Here is a 21602-nt window from a genome sequence, read left to right as displayed (position 1 = left end):
GGGTGCCACCGCACGCACCAGCAGGTCGAAGGGATAGTCGCGATATTCCAGGGCGCCCATCAGGGCGGCGTGGGTCTGGTCCACCAAGCCGTCGAATTCCGTCTCGTCGTCGAAGCTCAGGCGGATGGGCAGCACGTTGACGAAAAAGCCGATCAGCCCTTCAAGCGCCGCCCGGTCCCGGCCCGCCACCCCCATGCCGACCACCAGGTCTGTCTGGCGGGCAAGGCGGTACAACAGGCTGGAGAACAGGGCCAAGCCCACCGTGGCCAGGGTCACCCCGCGTTCCCGGGCGTAATCCGCCAGGCCCTGGGCCACCGCCGGGGGCAGCACCCGGGCGACGGTGTCGCCCCGGTGGGACTGGATGGCCGGGGCCGGCCGGTCCAAGGGCAACACGATGGCGCCGGGTGCCCCGTCCAGGGTGCGCCGCCAATAGTCGGCAGCGGCCCGCCAATCCCGGCCCGCCTGCCAGACGGCGAAGTCGCGATAGGTAATGGCGCGTTCGGGTGCGGCGAAGGCCACTCCAGCCACCACGTCCCGGTAATGGGCCGTTAGTTCGCGCAACAGGATACGGGTCGACCAGCCATCGCCCACGACATGGTGCATGACCAACAGCACCAGCCAGCTCCGCTCATCCAGGCGCAGGGCGCGGGCACGGGCCAAGGGAACCCGCGTCAGGTCGAAGGGCGTCGCCGCCTCCCGCCGGGCCCAGCGCAGGGCCTCGGCCAAGGGGTCGTCCGCCTCCCGCACGTCGACCACGGCCACCGTCGGCACAGCCTCGGGCTCGATGCGCTGGCGGATAGCGCCATTCGCCTCGAACAATAGGGTGCGCAGCGGCTCATGATCGCGCACCAGGCGATCCAGCGCCCCGGCCAAGGCGTCCGGATCCAGGTCGGTCGCCGGCAAGGTGAAGGTGATGTTGTAGGCGCCGCTGTCACTGTCCAGACGGTGGGCCAGATAAAGGCGGGCCTGGGCGTGGCTGGCCGGATAGTCCGGCGCTTCCGCCGCGCGCGGAATGGGCGCCTCCGTCTCCGTGGCCCGGCCCGCCAGCGCCGCCAGTTCCGCCACCGTGTCAGCCGCGAAGAAGTCGCGCATGGCCAGGCGCACGCCAGTCGCCTCGGCGATGCGGTTGACCACGCGGATGGCCAGCAGCGAATGCCCCCCCAAGGCGAGGAAGCCTAGGCGGCGGTCCTCCACCGGCCGATTGAACAGGTCCGCCAGGATGTCGGCCACCAACCGCTCCATACCGGGGCGCGGCGGTTCGGCGGCGACGTCCAGGTCGGCGCCCAGGGCCGCCAGCAGGCGAGCCCGATCAACCTTGCCATTGGTGGTCACCGGCACATCGGCCACGGCGACGAAGCGGTTTGGCACCATGTACGCCGGCAACCGATCGGCCAGCCAGGCGCGCAGGTCTTCCGCCCGCCGTCCGGTCCCCGCCCATGCGGCCCCCGCCGCCTCCTGGTGGAACGCCACCAGATCGCCGGGCTGCGGCCGGTGCAGGACCACGGCCCGGGCAACGCCGGGACAGGTCGCCAGAACCTGCTCGATCTCGTCCAATTCAATGCGATAGCCGCGAATCTTCACCTGTGAATCGCGCCGCCCGCCGAACTCCAGGACGCCGTCCGCCCGCCAACGACCCAGGTCGCCCGTCCAGTAGAGTGTCTGGGCCGGGTCCTCCGGGTCGGCGCGAAACCGTTCCGCCGTCAGGTCCGGGCGACCGTTGTACCCATCGGCCAGGCCCAACCCGCCCACCACGATCTCCCCCCAGACGCCCGTTGGGACGGGATGGCCCTGGGGGTCCAGAACCGCGACGCGGGTATGGGCGATGGGGCGCCCGATGGGCACGGGCCCGCCCCCTGGTTTAAGGTCGTTCGCCGTGACACGGTGCATGGCGGAGAAGGTGGTGTTCTCCGTGGGACCGTAGGCGTTCAACAGGACGAGATCCGGCGCCGCCTCCAGCACCCGGCGCAGATGGGCGGGGCTGGCAGCCTCCCCCCCGGTAAGAACGGCCCGCATTCCCTGGAAGCAGGAGGGGTCGGCGTCCGCCTGCCGATTGAACAGGCCGGTGGTCATCCACGCCACCGTCGCCTGATAGCGGCGTAAGGCGCCCGACAATTGGACAGGATCCAGCAACTGCTCCCGCGTCACCAGGCACAGGGTGGCGCCCCGTATCAAGGTGGTCCAGATCTCATAGGTCGAGGCGTCGAAAGCCAATGAGCCCGTCTGGGTCACGCGGTCATCCGGCCGGATGTCGGCATAGTCATCGCCTTGGGCCAGCCGCAACACGGCCCGCTGGGACACCAGAACCCCCTTGGGCCGGCCGGTGGAGCCCGAGGTGTAGAGCAGATAGGCCAGCCCATCCGTCGGCGGGGTCGGCACCGTGTCCGCCTCGGCCTCGCGCATCTCCTCCGCCGCCAGGACGGGCAGGCGGTCGGACAGCACGGCCCGGCCGGCGGCGTCCGCCACCGCGACCGCGCAACCGCCATCCTCCAGCAACCAGGCGACGCGGTCGGGGGGATAGGTCGGGTCCAGGGGCATGTAGGCCGCGCCGGCGCCGGCGATGCCCAGAACCAGGGCCACGGCGGCGGCGTCACGTTCCACATGCAGGGCGACCCGGTCCCCGGGGCGCACGCCGGCGGCGGCAAGGCGGGCGGCCACGCCGCTGGCCCGGCGCAACAGGGCGCCGTAAGTGAGGTCACCATCCGGCCCGCGCAACGCCACTTTCGCGGGATTGGACATCGCCTGCCGGGCGAAGGCGCCGAACAGGCCGAGGTCCAGGTCCAGGGCGGGCGTGGCCCCACGCTCCCAGCCAGCGATGCGGGCCACTTCCACCGGCGGCATCAGGGGCAGGCTGGCCACCATCGTGTCCGGTCCCGCCGCCGCCAGGCCGGCCAGCAGGGTTTGGAAATGGTCCGCCAAGCGGGCGATGCGGTCAGGGTCGAACAAATCGGCCGCATACTCGCAGGCGACCTGGACGGCATCCGGCAAGTCGCGCACGAAGATGGCCAGGTCGGCCTTGGCCTCGGTGCGGTTCAAGCCGAAACTGTCCACCGCCGCCCCATCGCCGGCGACCTTGAAATTCATGTAGGATAAGGTGACATCGGCCAGGGGCGCCCGTCCGGGTTGGGCGGGAACGGCCAAATCGGCCAGCAGGCGGCCGAGGCCATAGGCGCGGTGGCGCAGGGCCTCCGTGCAGGTGGCTTGGGCGCGGTCCACCAGATCGGCCACCCTGTCCCCCGCCATCACCGACAGGCGCAGGGGCAGCAGCGAGACCATCATGCCCACCATCCCGGCCAGACCATCCTGGGCACGGGAGTCGACCGGCACGGCGATCACCAAATCGTCCACCTGGGCATAACGCGCCAGCAGAACCGACCACGCCGCCGTGACCAAGGCGAAGGGCGTGGCCCGCCGGGCGGCAGCGGCGGCGCGCATGGCCGCCATCACCGTCGGCGGCAAGGTGAATTCCAAGGTTCCGGCCCGCCGGCTGGGCTGGGCCGGGCGGGCACGATCGGCCGGCAGGTCCAAAACGGGCGGCAAGGTGGCGAAGCGCTGGCGCCAATAGGCGGCCGCCTCAGCATCGTCCGACGCCCCGGCACCCCGCCGCGACCACCAGGCGTAGTCCTTCAACTCTCGCGCCGGGACGGGGGACAATGCCCGGCCCCGGAGCAGCGCATCCAACTCCGCCAACACCACCTCCACGCTGAAGGCGTCGGCCAGGGCGTGGTGCACGTCGAGCAAGAGGCGGCGGGGCTGGCCGGCCACCGCCAGCAGGGCGAAGCGGGCCGGCGGCGGGCCGTAAAGGTCGATCGGCCGCACCCAGCCGCGCATGGCGGCGTCCATCCCCTCCCCGTCCGCCAGGTCCAGCCGTTCCAGGGTGATCGGTCCCCGCGGCAGGAGGGCCATGGTCGGTTCCGCCCCATCGGCCACGGCCGGCAGGAAGCGGGTGCGCAAAATCCCATGGCGGGTGACCAGGGCCTCGACCGCCGTCGCGACCTGCGCCGCGGTCGTCCCGGGCGCAAGGTTCAGGCCCATGGGCAGGTTGTAGGCGGTGCCCATGTCGGCCACGGCCTCGGCATTCAGCACCGCCAGCTGTTCCCAGGCCACCGGATAGTCGCTGGCCTCCGGTGCCAAGGGCAGCGCCGGCGTCTCCAGCGCCATGGCGGCGGAGGAAGCGGGAACGGCCGTGCCCCGCCGGGATTTGGCCCGCAGCCGGGCCGCGAGCGCCGCCACCGTGCCGGCATCCAGCAAATCGGCCAGGGTGACCGCATGGCCCAGGTCCCGCACCACCCGTTCCACGATCTGCATACCGGCGATGGAATCACCGCCCAGGCTGTAGAAGTCATCCTGCGGCGCCACGGCGTCATACCCCAGCACCTGGGCCCAGACGGCGGCCAGCGCCGCTTCCAACGCGCCGCCGCCATCCGCAGGCGCATCCACCTTGGGCGCGCTGCCCGGGGCGGCGGGCAACCCCGACAGGGGAGGGATGGCGCGCGTCTCACCCCTCAAGGGCGGACCGGCATAGGGGTCCAGCATGGCCACCTGCGCCTCACCCGAGGCCAAGGCCCGCCGCCAGGCGACGGGAAGGTCGGCGGCGCCCAGGTGCGCCTCCGTCTTCAGCCGGGCGTGCTGGGTGCGGGCAGCCATGCCGACCTCGCCGATCATGCACCAATCGACCGTCAGGGCCGGACGGCCCTGGGCACGGCGGTGGGCCGCGAAGCCGTCAAGAAAGGCGTTACCGGCGGTGTACCCAGCTAAGCCGGCGGCCCCCAGCAATCCAGTCAGGGAACCCGCCATGACGAAGGCCCGCAGGGGGTCATCCCGCGTCAACTCATCCAACAGCCGGGCGCCCACCACCTTGGCCGCCAGTTCCCGCGCGATGTCATGGCCGGCAGTGACCAGGAAGCCCCCGTCCGACACGCCCGCGTTATGCACCACGGCCGTGATCGGGCCGACGGACTGGCGGATATGGTCCAGCGTGGCCGCCAGCGACGCCCGGTCGGTGACATCGCACGCATGCTGGCTGAGCCTCAGCCCGGCCGCCCGCAGCCGCTCGACGGCGGCCGACCGCGCCTGGGCGTCCGGGTCCGCGCCGGCCACCCGGCCCTGACGCGACAACAGCGCCAGGGCGACATCGCCCCCAGCCGCCAGGGTGGGGGCCAACAGCAGCGACAAGCCGCCCAAGCCGCCGGTGACGACGCAAACGCCCTCCGACGGCCACGCGATGGCATCGGGCGCCACATCCGTCAGGTCCCCGGCCAGGGGCGCGAAGCCCCGTACCAGGCGCTCACCGTCCCGCCAGGCGACAGCGCGAAATGGCGCCTCCGGCGCGGTGAACTCGGCCAACAGGTCCGCCGCCGGCGTGGCCGGTCCGGCATCCACATACCGGGAGGACAGCAGGGCCTCCTCCATCCCCGCGCAGAGGACGGTGCCGAAGGTGATGGCCTGGGCGGGGTCGCCCAGGGACTGACCATCGACGGCGAAGGCGCCGAACCCGACGCCCAACAGGCGGGTGGGGCGGACCAGGGCGCCCAGCACCACGCGCAAGGCTCCAGTCACGCGTTGGGCCAGGTCCGGGCCGCTCCCCGGTGCCAGCACCACGTCCACGGGCCCAGCCGCCAGAATCTCTGCCACGGCCGCCTGGTCCGGGGCAACGCTGTCGAACTGGCCCGCCAACAGGCCGGTGGTGGTCAGGTGGCGCACCAGGCCATCGACCAACGCCCCCTCACCCACGACCAGAACCGGCGTGTCAGCCACCGGCGCCGTGAGCGGCGCCACCGTCCAGATCGGACGGGACGGGACGATATCGGCCGGGGCCGGGGGGGTGGCGGCACCGGTGGCCCGCCGCAGGAAGCGCAGGCCGTGGAAGGCGACCGCCACGCGGCCATCGGCCGGATCAGCCAGCACCACCTCGGCCTCCCGTCCGTCCGTCACGGCGCGCCAGCGCACATGGACCACGGGGGCAGACGGCAGGCGGCCATGGATGACGATTTCATCGCACAGGGCGGGGATCAGGCCCGCCTGGTCCAGAGCCAAGCTGGTGGACACGTCCAACAAGGCGGGGTCGAGGGCCAAACCGCCCCCGTCGCCGGGCGCGGTCGCCGGGGACGCCCAGGCCAAGCACTCCCCCTCGCCTTCGACCAGACGATCCAGCCGCCGCCAACGATCGCTGACCACGACGGGCCCCTCGGTCGGCAGGGGTAGCGCCGCCGTCGGCGCGGCGCAGCGGGCGACGATCTCGGCCACCGGCACGGGCGTCGGCGGCTGGGCCGCATCGTCCAGCCGGGCCTCCACGAAGGTCTGCCAGGCACCGCCACGGGCCCGGCCCTCCAGACTGGCGCGGCCATCGGCGTAGAAGCGTAAGGTGACGGTTCTCGGCTCCACTTGCGACGCCCGGAGGGGGCGCAGCCACCGCAGGTCCCGGAGACGCGATGGTCCCCGGGCGGTCGCCACCAGGGCGGGGAAGGCCATGCCAACCAAGGTCGGCTCGCCATCCAGCCGGTGTTCCGCCATGGGCCAGAAATGGGGGGCGTGCACGTCCAGGGAATGATAGGCGCCCTCCCGCGTCACCGCCGCCGGACCCAGCAGGCCGGGCGCGGTCGACACCACGGGCGTCGCCGCCGGCAGGTCGGGCGCCAGGCGGCGCCGGGCCAGGGGGGCCGCCGGCAAATGGGCGCGACCCGTCGTCCCGTCCGTTGCACCCCAGGTCAGAACCGCGCCGGCGACAAAGGCCTGGGCGGCTGCCTCGGCCGCGGCCTGGTCCGGCCCCACGGCTGCCCATCGGGCGCCAGGCCGGCCGGCGGGCGCCACCCCGACCAGCACCAGATCACCCGCGGCAGCCGGCGCCGCGACGAAGACGGCCAAGCGGGCCATCAAGTCGCCGCGGTCGCGCACCGCCACGGCCAAGCGGGCGGGCAGCGTGTCGCGCCCCTCCGTCAGCGTGCGGGCGATCTCCTCCAGGCTCCAGTCCGGACGGGCGCGCAAGGCCGCGACCATGGCATCGGCGTAGCCGCGCAACGCCTCCGGCTCCGCCGCCGACAGGCCCACGGCTATCCACCGGCCGGTGGCGGGGGCCGCCACGCGCGCGGGGGCCGCCTCCACCACCGCGTGGACGTTCACGCCACTGAGGCCGAAGGCGCTGATCCCCGCCCGGCGGGGACCGCCCCGGTCGGCCAGCGCCATGGCCCGCCGGGGCACGGCGACCGGCGCCCGGTCGAAGGCGATCTTCGGATTGGGCGCCGTGAAATGGGGCTGCGGGGGGGCGAGATCGTGCGTCAGGGACAGGATGGCCCGCGCCAGGCCCAACACCCCGGCGGCGCCATCCAGATGGCCGTAGTTCCCCTTGGCGCTTCCCACCCAGGCGAAGCCCACCTCCGCCGTGTCCGCCGCGAAGGCCGTGGTCAATCCCTGGATCTCGATGGGATCGCCCAACGCGGTGCCAGTGCCGTGGGCCTCCACATAGGACAGGCTGGCCAGCGAGACACCGGCATCGGCGGCAGCGGCCCGGATGACCTCGGCCTGCGCCGTGGGGTTGGGCGCGGCCATCCCGCTGGAGGCGCCGTCCTGGTTGACCGCCGTGCCCAGGATGACGGCGTGGATGGGGTCGCGCGCGGCCAAGGCCGCCGCCAGGGGGCGCAGCAGCAACGCCACCGCGCCCTCGCCCATGCCGGTGCCATCGGCCCCCTCGGCGAAGGCCAGGGTGCGGCCGCTGGAACTGTCGATGGTCAGGCGTTGGTCCTCACCCGGGGGCAGCAGGATGGCCTTGGCCCCACCCACCAGGGCCCAATCGCAATCCCCGGCCCGCAGCGCGCGCACCCCCTGGTGCAGCGCGCTCAGCGAGGCAGAGCACGCCGTGTCGACCAGGGCGGCGGGGCCCCGCCAGTTGTGCTGGAAGGACAGACGCGTGGCGACATTGGACGGAACCGTCAGGGCGAAAGCCTGCTCCACCCGCTGCGGCTCGACAGCGCGCAGCAAGGCCGCCCGCCAGGGGCCGGGGCCGCTGGCGCCGACGAAGACGCCGACCTTGGCGTCGTCCAGGGCAGTGCCGCCGCGCCCGGCGTCCTCCAGCGCGCGCAGGGCCACATCCAGGAACAAGCGCTGTTCCGGATCGATCAGGGCGGCGTCGGCCGGCGACAGGCGATAGCGCCGGCAGTCGAAGCCCAGCACCTCCTCCAGATAAGCGGCCTCACGGAAGGTCGCGGGAACGGGCAACCCAAGGGCGGCGTAGAGCGCGCGGACATCAGCGACACGACCGGCCGGCAGCGGCCGGAACCGGTCGACACCCGCGGCCACGTCGGTCCACAGGTCGGCCAGCGTCTCCGCCCCCGCCACGCGGACGGCCAGGCCCACCACGGCGATGGCGCCGGACGGAACGGCGGGAGGGGCGCCAACGGGCGCGGACGCCGCGACCGGGGAACGGCCAGCCTCGGGCGGAACGGCGTTCGGCATAGACAAGATGGGGGTGGCGGGCACGCCCGTGGCCGCCGCCACCCGCCGGGCCTGGTCGGCCACGGTGGCGGCGGCGAACAGGTCGGCGATGGCGAAGACGCCGGGCCAGCGCGCTTCCAAACGCTGGTGCAGACGGATGACCAACAGGGAGTTGCCGCCCACGGTGAAGAAGCCGTCCCGGGGCCCGAACTCCGCCTCCGGCAACAGCGCCCGCCAGAATCCCGCGATTTCCCCCTCGATGGCCATAAGGGCGGCCGGGTCCGCGTCCGCCGGGACGGCGATGGATGGGGCGATAGCCGGCATCGGCGTGGCCGGCATCGGCATGGCCGGGGCTGACCGCAGGGGCGTGCCCGCCAGGGCCTTGCGATCCAGCTTGCCGCTGGAGGTCAGGGGCAGGTGCGCCATCTGGAAGAAGCGGGCGGGCACCATGGCCTCGGGCAAGCGGCCGGCCAGATGGGCAACCAGGTCACCCGGGCCGACCAGGCGGCGTAACAGCAGGTAGGCATGCAGTTCCGTCAGCCCGTCGCTGGTAGCGGGCACCACGGCGGCGCGTTCCACCGCCGGGTGAGCCTCCAGGGCATGTTCGATCTCGCCCGGCTCAATGCGCTGCCCCCGCACCTTCACCTGGTGGTCGATGCGGCCCAGATAGTCGATGCTGCCGTCGGCCCGCCACCGGCCCAGGTCTCCGGTCCGGTACAGCCGGGCGTCCGGGTCGCCACCGGCGAAGGGGTCGGCGATGAAGCGCTCCGCCGTCAGGTCGGGACGGTTGCGATAGCCGCGCGCCACCTGCACGCCGCCGATGTGGATTTCCCCGGCGACGCCGATGGGCGTGGGCTGGCCCCGCCCGTCCAGCACGTAAAGCCGGGTGTTGGCCACCGGCCGCCCTATGGGCACGCCGCCGCCCGTCCAGGGCGTGCAGGGATGCCAACTGACGTCCACCGTCGCTTCCGTCGGGCCATAGAGATTGTGCAGGCCCGTGCCGTGGACACGGTGCAGCAGGCGGTCGAAACGTTCGGCCAGGCCGGGGTCCAACGCCTCGCCGCTGGCGAAGACGTAGCGCAGGGTCTTCAGGTCCGAGATCCGCACCCGGCCATCCTCCACACAGGCCAGGAACGCGGCCAGCATGGACGGGACGAAATGCACCACCGTCACGCGGTGGCGGGCGATGAAGGCGGCCAGCCCCACCGGGTCGCGCTCCAGCCCCGGCGGCGGCAGCGCCAGCGCGGCCCCCGTCCACGACCACCAGAACAACTCCCAGACCGACACATCGAAGGTGACCGGGGTCTTCTGCAACACCACGTCGCCTGCGCCGATGGGAAACTGCCCCTGCATCCACCACAGGCGGTTCAGCACCGCCCGATGGATGATCTCCACCCCCTTGGGCCGGCCGGTGGAACCCGAGGTGAACAGCACGTAGGCCAAATCGTCGGGGCCGGCCGGATTGGACACCCAGTCATCCGCCGCCGGAACGGTCGTCGCGTCAACCGCGAGTATGTGGTCGATCTCCAGCAGTCGGGCCGCCCCCGCCACCCGGTCCCGGGTGGCCGTGGTCGCCAGCACCAGGGGCCTGCCCAGGTCGTCCATCATGTCGGCCAAGCGGGCCGGCGGCTGATCCGCGCCCAGGGGCGCGTAGGCCGCCCCGGCCATCAGCACGCCAAAGATGGCTGTCAGGAGGCCGGGTCCGCGCGGCAGGCAGAGGCCGACGACATCGCCCGGCCCAACGCCCTCCTCGCGCAGCCGCGCGGCCAGGCGGGCGGCCGTCCGGGCAAAACCCCGGTAATCCAGCGCGGGGAAATCATCCCCCACCAACGCCGGCGCGGCGGGAGCGGCGGCGATCCGGTCCAGGAAGGGGGCGGTGATAACCCGTTCCACCGGCAGGTCCTGGACGGTGTCGTTGAAGCCGTGGACCACCAGCGCCCGTTCCGCCGCCGGCAGCAGGTCTAGTGCGTCCACCGCCTGGGCAGTGTCCGCCACCACCGCGCGGGCCAAGGTTTCCAGCCGGTTCGCCAACCGCGTGATCGTGGCCGGCGCGAACAGCTCCGCGCTGTATTCGATCTCGCAGGCGATCCCGCCGTCGCGCCGGCAGAAGTGGAAGGCCAGGTCGAACTTCGCCATCGGGAAGTCCAGGTTCATGGCCGCCGTGCGCAAGCCAGGCAGGTTCGGCACCGCCGATGCCGCCTCCTGCCATACCACCAGGACGTCGAACAGGGGATTCCGGCCAAGGTCGCGGGGCGCGTCGACAGCCGCGACCAGCGCCTCGAACGGGCAATGCTGGTCATCCATGGCCTGCAGACAGACGTCCCGCGTCTCCGCCAAATGGTCACGGAAGGGCCGGTTCCCGGCGACGGCCTGCCGCAACACCAGGGTGTTGACGAAGAAGCCCACGGTGTCGGCCAGTTCGGGCCGCTCACGCGGGGCAACCAAGGTTCCCAAGGCAAGGTCGGTTTGGCCGGTCAGGCGATAAAGCAGGGCCTGCACCAGGGCGGTGGCCAGGGCGAACGGGGTCGCCCGATGGGCATGGGCCAGCGCCGTCAGGCGGTCGCTCAAGGCCCCGTCGAAGGCATGGACCAAGGTTCCGCCCTTGAAACCGCGCACCGCCGGGCGGCGGTGATCGGTGGGCAGGTCCAGGGGCGGGGGTGGGGGCGTCAGGCGGGCCACCTGTCGCGCGAGCGTGGCCCTGCCCTGCGGCCCGGCCACCAGGGCACGCTGCCATACGGCATAATCCGACATCTGGCGCTGGGGCGCGCCGGCCACCGCCGCGTCCCCGACGGCACCCGTGCCAACGGCGTAAAAGGCGGTCAGGTCACGCACCAGCAGGGTCATGGACCAGCCGTCACAGAAGGCGTGGTGCACGACCAGCAGGACGCGCCATCGCTCCGGCCCGAAGCGCACCACCTGGGCACGGGCCGGCCCTTCACGCCCAAGGTCGAAGGGCCGTATCATTTCGGCCTCGACATAAGCCCGGGCCGCGGCCGCGTCCGCCACCTCGATCCATTGGGGCCGCAGTCCACCGGGGGCGGCCAGACGCTGCCGCAGGCCCGCCTGCCCATCGTCCACGATCCGCAGGCGCAGGGCGTGATGCCGGGTTTCCAGGGCGACAAAGGCCCGCTCCAGCGCCGCCTGGTCCAGCGGCCCCTCGACATCGAACACCACCGGCACGTTATAGACACCGCTGCCCGGGAACAGACGTTGCAGGACGATCAATCGTTCCTGGCCTGGGGACAAGGGATGGTCCATCCCTTCCGGCTGGCACGGAATCGTGGCGTCACCGTCCAACTCGGCCGCCGCGTCCCGGTGGCCTGTGCTCACCGGCGCCGTCCCGGCCGGCAGCAGGGCGGCGATGGCCGTCACGGTGCGGGCGGCGAACAGCGCGCGCATGGGCAGACGGCAACCCGTCTCATCCGCCAGGCGCACGGCCAGCCGCATGACCAACAGCGAATGACCGCCCAGGCGCATGAAGTCACTGGCGCCATCAATGGCCACGCCGGGGAAAAACTCGGTGAATACGCGGGCCACCAGGCGTTGGCGCGGATCCGCCAGGATGGACGCCACGACCGGCTCCGTGGTCAGCGTCGCCACGTGCCGGGCCAGCGCCCGACGATCCACCTTGCCGTTCCGGTTCACCGGCAGGGCGGGCACCAGGACGAAACGTGCCGGCATCATGTAGGAAGGCAGCCGTTCCCCCAGGCGCTGGCGCCAGCTCGGTTCAGCCGCCGCATCATCCGCCACCACGCAGGCGACCAGCAGGCGGTCGGCCCCCTGACCCGTCACGACCACGGCGGCGGCCCGGATGTCCGCCCCTTCTTCCAGCACCGCCTCGATGGCGCCAGTCTCGATGCGGTGGCCCCGGATCTTGACCTGGCCATCGCGCCGGCCGCCGAATTCCAACACGCCGTCATGCCGCCAGCGGGCGTAGTCGCCGCTGCGATAAGCCCGCTCTCCACCCGCCCAGTCCAAATGGACGAAGGACGCCTCCGTCAAGTCGGCCCGGTTGGCATAGCCCAGGGCCAAGCCATCGCCGGCGCACAGCAACTCGCCCCAAACGCCCACCGGGACCGGTCGCAGACGGTCATCAACCAGATAGACGCGCGTGTTGGCGATCGGCCGGCCAATGGGCACCGCCCCGGCCAAGTCGGCCAGGTCAGCTGGCGTGACGGCGTGGACGCTGGTGAAGGTGGTGTTCTCAGTGGGGCCGTAGGCATTGATCAGCCGCGTGCCGGGGCAGGCCGCAAGGACCCGGGCCATTTGCGCGGGGTTGGCGGCCTCGCCCCCGGTCAGGACCACGCGGGTGGTGGCGAAGGCGCCCGGCGCCTCATCCGCCACCCGGTTGAACAGGCCCGCGGTCAGCCAAAGGACGCTGACGCCCGTCTGGCGCAGGGTGGTGGCCAGCGCCGCCGGATCCATCAGGTCGTCATCGCTCACGATCCGCAGATGCGCCCCGTTCAGAAATGTGCCCCAGATTTCCAGCGTGGCCGCGTCGAAGCCCAGCGGAGCCGCCTGGGGCACCACGTCGTCCGCCGTGATCGGCACCGCCACCGGGTCCAGCGCCAGGCGCGCCACGCCGCGATGGGGCACGACCACGCCTTTGGGCAGGCCGGTGGAACCCGAGGTGAACATGATATAGGCGGGTGCCCCCCCGTCCACCGTGCGGGCCGGCATGACGTCCCCGCCCCGGGTCGGGGCGGGCGGCACGAGATCCAGGCGCACGACGGCGACGCCATCCCCTCCTGGGCCTCTTCCCGGATTGCCCAAATCCGCCAGGCGTTGGGCCGCGCCATCGTCGGCCAGCACCAGCCGCGCGCCGGCATCGGCCATCAGTCGCCGTACCGCGTCCACGGGCAGCTTGGCATCCAGCGGCAGGTAGGCGACCCCCAGCCGGGTCAACGCCAGGGTGGCGATCACCGCCGGGGCGTCCCGATCCAAGGCCAATCCCACCGCCGCGTCATCGCCCACCACGCCGGCCAAGGCAGCGGACAGGGCGCCGACGCGCTGTTCCAGCTCGGCATAGCTGAGGGTCACGCCATCCGTGCCGGTCAAGGCCGGACGGGTGGCGTGGCGAGCGGCGGCGGACCGCCACAGCGATCCCAGGTCGGCATCGCGCGGATAATCCAGGGCGGTCTGGTTGAACGTCCCCACCACGCGGTCGCGCTCCGCCGTCGGCAGGATCTCCAGGTCGCCCAAGGGGGCCTGCGGCCGGGCGCCGATATCGGCCATCAGCACCGCCAGACGGTCGATGAAGGCCCGCGCGTCGGCCTCGTCATACAGCCAGCTGTCGTATTCCACCGCCAACAATCCACCACCATCGGGCAGGCGGCTGAGGATGAAGGCCAGGTCGTACTTGCCGGTGTTGAGGTCGGGGGCGAACCAGTCCTCCTGTCCCGGCCCCGCGTCGTCATACACGACGACGGCGTCGAACAGGCTGCCGGCGTCCCCGCCGCCGGTCCGGGCGCGGTCGGCGATGATGCTGCTCAGCGGATAGTCCTGATGGGCGATGGCGACCGCGATACCCTGGCGGGCAGCGACCAGATGGTCCTGGAACGGCTGGTCCATCCGCGCCGGCAGGCGGATGGGCAGGACCTCGGCATAGCAACCCATCACCCCCGCCATCTCCGGCGCCGTGCGGCAAGCGAAGGGCAGGCCCACCGCCACCTCGCGCCCATCCCCCTTCAAACGGGCCAGCAGGGTGGCCACGACGGCAGCGAAAGCCGCGGTGGGGGTGGTGCGCGCGCCCTGCGCGATGGTATCCAGAACGCGGCCTTGGCGCCCGTCCATGCGGACCTGGACCTTGCGTCCCCGCCGGGCGGCGGCGGGCGGCCGGCGGCCCAGCGCGCCTGGCGGATCGCCCAGCACCATCCCATCCAGGGCGGTGCGCCAATACTCCGCCAGGCGAGCCCCCTCCGGCCCGGCCAGCAGCGTCCGGTGGGCCTGCGCCTGGGCGATCGGGGTGAGTTCCGGTGCCGGCGGATCACCCCCCGCCAGCAGGGTATGCAGGTCGCGGGCGAGCAGTTCCTGGGACCAGCCATCGGTAACGATGTGGTCGGCCACGATGTACAGGCTGGCGCCCGTCGTCCCGCGCAGCAGATGGAAGCGGTAAAGCGGCCCCCGCGACAAATCGAAAGGACGGGCCAGCTCAGCCCGCAGGAAGGCGGCGACACGCTCCCCATCCATGCCGTCCTGGACATTCAACGCCACCGGGCCCGGTACGGCGACCCGCTGCCACACCTGCCCCTCGCGCTCCACCAGCGTGGTGCGCAACGCCGGATGCAGGGCCGCGAGACGGGCCAGGGCGGACCGAAGCTCCGCCTCCCCCACCCCGGCATCGAGGAGTATCAGGCTGGGGACCATCCAGTTGGCGGCGTCGGGATCATCCCGCCGGGCCAGCCACAGCCCCTCCTGCGCGGGCGACGCCGGCGCCTCCTCGGCGATCGGGTCCGGCACCACAGGCGGGGAAGGCGCGGCCCGTGTCCGGCGGTCCAGCACCGCCGCCATGGCGGACAGGCGGGTATTGGCCAGGGCGTCGGCCAAGCTCAGCCGGCCCAGGCCCATCTCCGCCACGCGGTGGACCATGCGCATCAACAGCAGGCTGTGGCCGCCCAGCAGGAAGAAGTCGTCGTCCCGGCCAATGCGGGCGGCCTGCAAGAACTCGGCCCAGACCGCCGCCAGACGGCGCTCCGTCCCGGTGGCGAAATCGCCCGCCGCCGCCGGGACCACGGGATCGGGCGTTGACGGCCCATCCGGGCCTGCCACCGCCTGGGGAACGAAATCCAGCGGCCGGTTCCAGGCGGCGGGCACGTCCGCCAGCGTCGCCAGGAACTGGTCCCGCCATCCGGTGACGGTCGCCTGGTCCAACAGCGCGGTGGCGTGAATCAGCGACCCCTCAAGGCCACCATCGGCGGTGGGCAGGAGGTTCAGCATCAGCTCGTAACGCGCCGCGACGTTGCCGTCGGGCAGGACGGAAACCTCCAGCCCCGCCAGCGCCGGGGCCGTCACCGGCGCCGGCTGCAGGGCGAAAACGGTCTGCACCAGGGGCGTGGTGGCGGCCGACCGGGGCGGGGCCAACGCCTCGACCAGGGCCTCGAACGGCACCGACTGGGTGTCCAGCCCGGCAAGGACCGCCTGGCGCACCCGCCCCACCAGCGTGGCGAAGTCGGCGGCCCCCTCCAGGTCGATGGGAAAAACGACGGTGTTGGACAGATAGCCGATGAGCGCCTCCGCCGCCGCGCTGTCACGCCCGGCCACAGGGGCCCCCACCAGCAACCGGCGCTGCCCCGTCAGGCGCGCCAGGGTCAGGGCCCAGGCGGCCAGCAGGACCATGTAGGACGTGGCCGACACCTGGCGCCCGGCCTGGTCCAGCGCCGCCAGCACCGGCGCGGACACACGCACCGGCAGGGCGGCCCCCCGGCCATCGGCGACCGCACCGCGAGGCCGGTCGGTGGGCAGGGACAGCACCGTTGGGAAGCCCTGGCAAGCCTGAGCCAGACGGGCGACCGTCGCCTGGGCGGCGGCGGTGCCCAGGCGCTCACGCTCCGCCCGCGCCAAGGTTGGGATATCGACGGCGATTTCCGGCAGTGAGGGCGGCCGCCCCTGTCGCCGGGCGGTATAAAGTTCGGCCAGTTCCGCCAGGAAGACGCCATTGGACCAGCCATCCCAGGCGGCATGGTGGGCCGCGACGGACAGGACATGGTGATCGTCCGCCACCCGCAGCAGGGTGAAACGCGCCGGCGCCTCTGTCGCCAGGTCGAAGGGGCGATGGGCCAACGCCGCCAGCCGATCCGCCAGGTCACCGGCCGCGATCGGCACCACCTCCAGAGCCGGCGCCCGGGCGGCCGGCACCTGCGTCGCGCCGGACGGGCCGTCCCGGAACAGGGTGCGCAGGGGGGCATGCCGGGCCACGATGGCCTCGACGGCGGCGGTCAGGGCGGCCAGGTCCAACGGCCCGCGCAGATCCAAGGCCAGATGCTCGGTATAGGCGCCGCCCCCCGCCTCCAGCCGATTCAGGAACCACATGCGCTCCTGTCCGGACGACAAGGGTGCCGGGCCCGCCAAATGGCTCATCAACGCCGATCGGGCCGACCGCACCCGCTCCTTCAAGGCATCGCTGAACGCGCCGGCCGGCGCGTCGTAGCGCAGGCGCCCGCCCTCAACCCGCAAATGGATATCCACCGCGGCCAGTTCAGCCAATAGGGCGGTCGCGTCCGTCACAGAAACCCCTCCTCCCGAAGGCCGGCCGGGTGCACCGCCTCCAACAACCGGGCCAAGCCGGCCACCGTGGCGCCGCGGAACACCGCCTCCGTCGACACCTCACACCCCAGGCGCTCCCGCAGGCGGGCGGCCACGCGCACGGCGATCAGCGAATCCCCGCCCAGCGCCAGGAAATCATCGTCCGGTCCGATGGCGGGGATACCCAGGACGTCACGCCACACGGCCGTGACGACGCCTTCGATGGCGCCGCCCGCCGCCGGGGCCGGATGCGGGCTGGCGGCCGGATAGGCGGCCGATGCCGTCAACGGGCCCCGCGACATGGCGCCCACGGCCGCACCGGGGACCGTGGCCGATGCGGCGCCATCGGCCGCCGGGTCGATCCACAGCCGCTGAACGTCGAAGGGATAAAGAGGCAGGCGCGCGCGCGGCCCGGCCGGCGTCCGCGCCAGGGGGGCGCCCGCCGTCCACAGCCGCCCGATGGCCGCCAGCAGGGCGGCCCGGCCATCCTCGGCCCCGGCCTGGCTGGCCTCGGGCTGCGTGGCGATAATACGCGGGGCGGGGACGCCGCCGGCGCGGGCCATGCGGCCCAAGCCAACGCCGGGCCCCACCTCCACCAGCAGGCGCCGGGGCGCCTCCGCCAAGCGGGCGATACCGGCCGCGAAACGCACCGTGCCGCGCAGGTGGCGCACCCAATAGGCCGGATCAATGGCGTCAGCGGGCGCCAGCCAATCGCCACTGAGGTTGGAGACGATGGGAATGCGGGGCGGCGCCAGGGCCACGCGCGCCACCTCATCGGCGAAATCGGACAACACCGGTTCCATCAAGGCGGAATGGAAGGCGTGTGAAACGGTCAGGCGCCGCGCCGTCTTGCCCAGCGCCGCGATACGATCGGCCAGGGCGGCCATCTGGGCCTCGGTTCCCGCCGCCACGCACTGGTTGGGACTGTTCACCGCCGCCAGGTCGGCCCCCACCTCGGCCACCAGCGGCGCCGCCACCGCCTCGGGCAGGGAAACGGCCAGCATGGCGCCCCGCGCCGCGGCCCCCATCAGGCGGCCACGCGCGACCACGAGGCGCAAGGCGTCCACGAAGGGCATGACGCCGGCCAGGCAGGCCGCGACGTATTCACCCACGCTGTGGCCCATCAACGCCTCTGGTCGCACCCCCTCCGCCATCAAGGCCTGGGCGATGGCGTATTCGGTGACGAACAGGGCCGGCTGGGTCATCGCCGTTTCTGCCAGGGCGCGGGCGGCGCCCGCGTCGCCGGGGTGGGCCATCAACAGGTCCGTCAGGGCCGCCACCGGCGTGCCCTGCAGGACCGAGGCGGCTTCCGCCAAGACGGCACCGGCCGCGGGCGAAGCGCGATAGAGGTCGCGCCCCATGCCCGGATGCTGCGCGCCCTGGCCCGGAAACAGGAAGGCGACCTCCGCCCCACCCGCATTCCCAGCGCCCACTGGCCCAGCACCCGCAGTCCCGGCGCCCGTTGGCGCCGCGCCGGCGTCGGGCGCCGGATCGACGATCCGCAGGGCCGCCGCCGCCTCGGCGGCGGACGCGGCCACGACGGCACGACGCAGCCGCAGCGGCCGGCGCCGCGCCAGGGTGGCCGCCACCGCCGACAGGGACGGTGCGTCCGGCTGGTCCAGCCGGTTGGCCATCGCCGCTGCCAGGCGGGCCAAGGCCCCGGGGGTGGCCGCCGACAGCGTCAACAGGTGGGGCGCATCGGCCCGGGGGATATCGGGGGTCCCGGGGAGATCAAGCGGCGCCGCCTCGGGCGGGGCCGCGACCACCAGATGGATGTTGGTGCCCCCCATGCCGAAGCTGCTGACACCGGCCAGGCGCTCCCCCGCCACGGGCCATGGCTCCGCCCCGGCGTTCACGCGGAACGGCCCCTGGGCGAAGGGGATGCGGGGATTGGCGGTGCTGAAATGGGCGGTGGGCGGCACGACGCCATGGCGCACCGCCAGCAGCGCCTTAACCAGGCCGGCCATGCCGGAGGCGGCGTCCAGGTGCCCGACGTTGCCCTTGACCGACCCCAGCGCAATGGCACCGGCGGGGGCCCCGGCATAGGCCAGGTTCAAAGCGGCCACCTCGATCGGGTCGCCTAGGGCCGTGGCCGTACCATGCCCCTCGACAAACCCCACCTGGGTGGGCTCGACCCCCGCGTCGGCCAGGGCGGCGCGGATGGCGGCCGCCTGCCCCTGGACCGAGGGGGCGGCGAACGCGGCCTTCGCCGCGCCATCGTTGGCGACGCCCACCCCCCGGATGACACCGTGGATCAGGTCGCCATCGGCCAGGGCGTCATCCAAGCGCTTCAGGACGAGCACAGCCCCACCCGCCCCGCCCACGGTGCCATCGGCGGCGGCGTCGAACGGCCGGCAGCATCCGGTTGCCGAGGCGATGCCGCCTTCGGCATGGATGTAGCCCCAGGGTGAGAACATACCCAGCGACGCGGCCCCGGCCAGCGCCACCCGGCAGCGACCCAGGCGCAGGGCGTCCACCGCCGCCGCCGTCACCGACAGGGCGGTGGAACAGGCGCTGTTCACCGTGGCGGCGGGGCCGGTCAGGTCCAGCTTGTAGGCCAGGCGGGTGGCGGCGAAGTCCTTGTCCGCGCCCACCACCACGGAATATCGGTCCGCACCCCCGGCGAACCCGGTGCGCCCCCGCAGATTGTCCAGCAGATAGGCGTTGAAGCCCACGCCAGCATAGACGCCAACGGGGCCGTCCCGGACGGGATCGCACCCCGCCTCCTCCAGCGCATGCCAGGCCAGGCCCAGCAACAGCCGCTGTTGCGGGTCGATCTCTGCCGCCTCGCCCGGGCCATAACCAAAGGGCACCGGATCGAACAGATCCAGACCGTCGACAGCGGCGTTGGCCGCCACCAGGTCGGGATGATCGGCCAGCACCGCCGGCGCACCCGCTGCCCGCAGGTCGGCGCGGTCAAAATGGCGCACGGCGTCGCGGCCGGCCAGAAGGTTGTCCCAGAAGGTCATGGCATCGTCCGCCCCGGGAAAGCGGAACGCCCACCCGACGACGGCGATGGACTGACCGGCGCCGGAGGGGTCGCCGCCCCTCGGGCTCCGGCCCGACCGGACGCGGTCGGCATCCGGCGAGGGCGCTTCGCCCGACAGGTGGCGCGCCAGGGCCATGACGCTGGGGAAGCGGAACAGGTCCACCGGCGTCACGCGCCGTCCCGTCGCGGCCTCGATGCCGGCCAGGGCCGGCGGCACCAACAGGGAATGGGCCCCCATCTCGAACAGGTTGGCCGCCGGATCCACCGGCCGGCCCAGCAGGCCGGCCCAAACCCCAGCGATGGCGTCCTGCAGACTGGCCGCGCTGGGCGCCGGACGGGGCAGGACGGGGCCAGACGGGATAGGGGACCGCGCCGGGTCCGCGTCCGGTGGCGGCAGGGCGCGCCGGTCCACCTTGCCGGAGGTGGTCAGCGGCAGGGCCGCCATGGGAATGACGCGCAAGGGCACGGCCGCCGCCGGCAGCTGGTGGGCCAGAACGGTGCGCGCAGCCACGGGATCGACCACGCCGGCCACATAAGCCACCAACGCCATGCCCCCCGGGGCGTCGGCCCAAGGCACCACGGCCGCGGCGGTGACCCCGTCCAGCGCCCGCACCGCCGCCTCGACCTCACCCAGCTCGATACGCTGCCCCCGGATCTTCACCTGATCGTCCTGGCGCCCGCCGAACAGCAGGGTGCCATCCGCCGTCCAACGGGCCCGGTCCCCCGTCCGGTACAGCCGGTCACCGGGTACGCCGTGGGGATCGGCTATGAAAGACTGGGCGGTCGCGGCATCCAGGCCCCAATAGCCTTCGGCCAGGCCGGCGCCGCCGATGCACAACTCCCCCTCGACGCCCACCGGCACGCGGGCCGACTCTTCATCCAGGATGCGGACGCGGCAACCAGGCAAGGGGCGGCCGATGGGGATTTCCACCTCGTCACCCGCGACACGGTGGCCGGTGGCGTCCACCGTGGCCTCCGTCGGGCCGTACATGTTGTAGACCGGCACCGGCCCCAGCAGCGCGCGGATGCGCTCCACGTGCCGGGGCAGCAAGCGCTCGCCGCCCAACACCACGCGGCGGACCGTGGGCGGCGGCGACAGGGGCGGCCGCGCCAACAGCGCATCCAACTGGGAAGGCACCAGGTTCAAATGGGTGACGCCCCGCTCGGTCAGCTGCGTCCAGAAAGCCCCCGGATCCAGCAGGGTGGAGCGATCCGGCAGCCACAGCGTGCCGCCGGTGGTCAACGCGAAAAACAGCTGCTGCAGGAACGGATCAAAGCCGATACTGGAAGCGCCGCACACCACCTCGTCCCCGCCCAGCCCGAACCAGGCGGCCATGGAACGGACACGCCGGCTGAGCGTGCCGTGGGCCAGGGCCACCGGCTTGGGTCGGCCGGTGGACCCTGAGGTGTGATACAGGCAGGCGATCGCCGCCGGATCAAGGGCGGGGGTGGACGCGGCCGGTGCATCCCCCCCGGCGGGGATCGGCGGCCCCTGGTCAAGCCGCGCCAAGTCGGCGGCGGCTGACAGATCGGCCGGCGCGCTTGCATCCGTCAGCACCAGGCGGCACGCCACACCGCCGGCCAGAAGCGCCAACCGATCCGCCGGCAGCGCCGGATCCAGCGGCACCAGCACGCCGCCCGCGCGCATCACCGCCAAGAAGCCAACCACGACCGCCGGGCTGGCGGCGGCGCACAGCCCCACAGGCCGACCCGCCACCCCCAGGCCGGCCAGATGCACGGCCCAGGCCGCCACCTGATGTTCCAAGGCCCCGTAGCTGAGGGCGGTGGGACCGACCACGACGGCGGGCCGGTCGGGGTGCCGGGCGGCCACGGCGGCCACCAGTGCGGGCAGGGCGGTCGCGCCCAGGTCAGGCGACAGCGTCCCCCCATCCTCCCAATCGGGAGGGGGGTGGGAACCCGCCGCCGAACCCTTTCCCTTGGACGCCAC

2 protein-coding genes (1 of these 2 only partly in view) are annotated in these 21602 nt (G+C 73.0%); both read right to left on the bottom strand.

The genetic code is table 11. The annotated features are described in order from the left end of the window. A protein-coding gene (locus FBZ90_RS22320; protein ID WP_145735195.1) for a non-ribosomal peptide synthetase crosses the window boundary here: on the bottom strand, positions 1–16647 show its 5' portion. The gene continues 363 nt to the left of window position 1, outside the view; 16647 of the gene's 17010 nt are visible here — the first part of the coding sequence; the start codon lies at positions 16645–16647; the stop codon falls past the left edge of the window. Beyond that, entirely contained in the window at positions 16644–21602 is a 4959-nt protein-coding gene (locus FBZ90_RS22315) for a polyketide synthase (protein WP_145735194.1), read from the bottom strand. The genes FBZ90_RS22320 and FBZ90_RS22315 overlap by 4 nt, the downstream gene beginning before the upstream one ends.

Origin of the sequence: Nitrospirillum pindoramense, from assembly GCF_007827955.1 — a bacterium.
GTDB classification, from domain to species: domain Bacteria; phylum Pseudomonadota; class Alphaproteobacteria; order Azospirillales; family Azospirillaceae; genus Nitrospirillum; species Nitrospirillum amazonense_B.
Note: the sequence above shows the minus strand (reverse complement) of the source record. Positions and strands in the feature narration are given on the sequence as shown.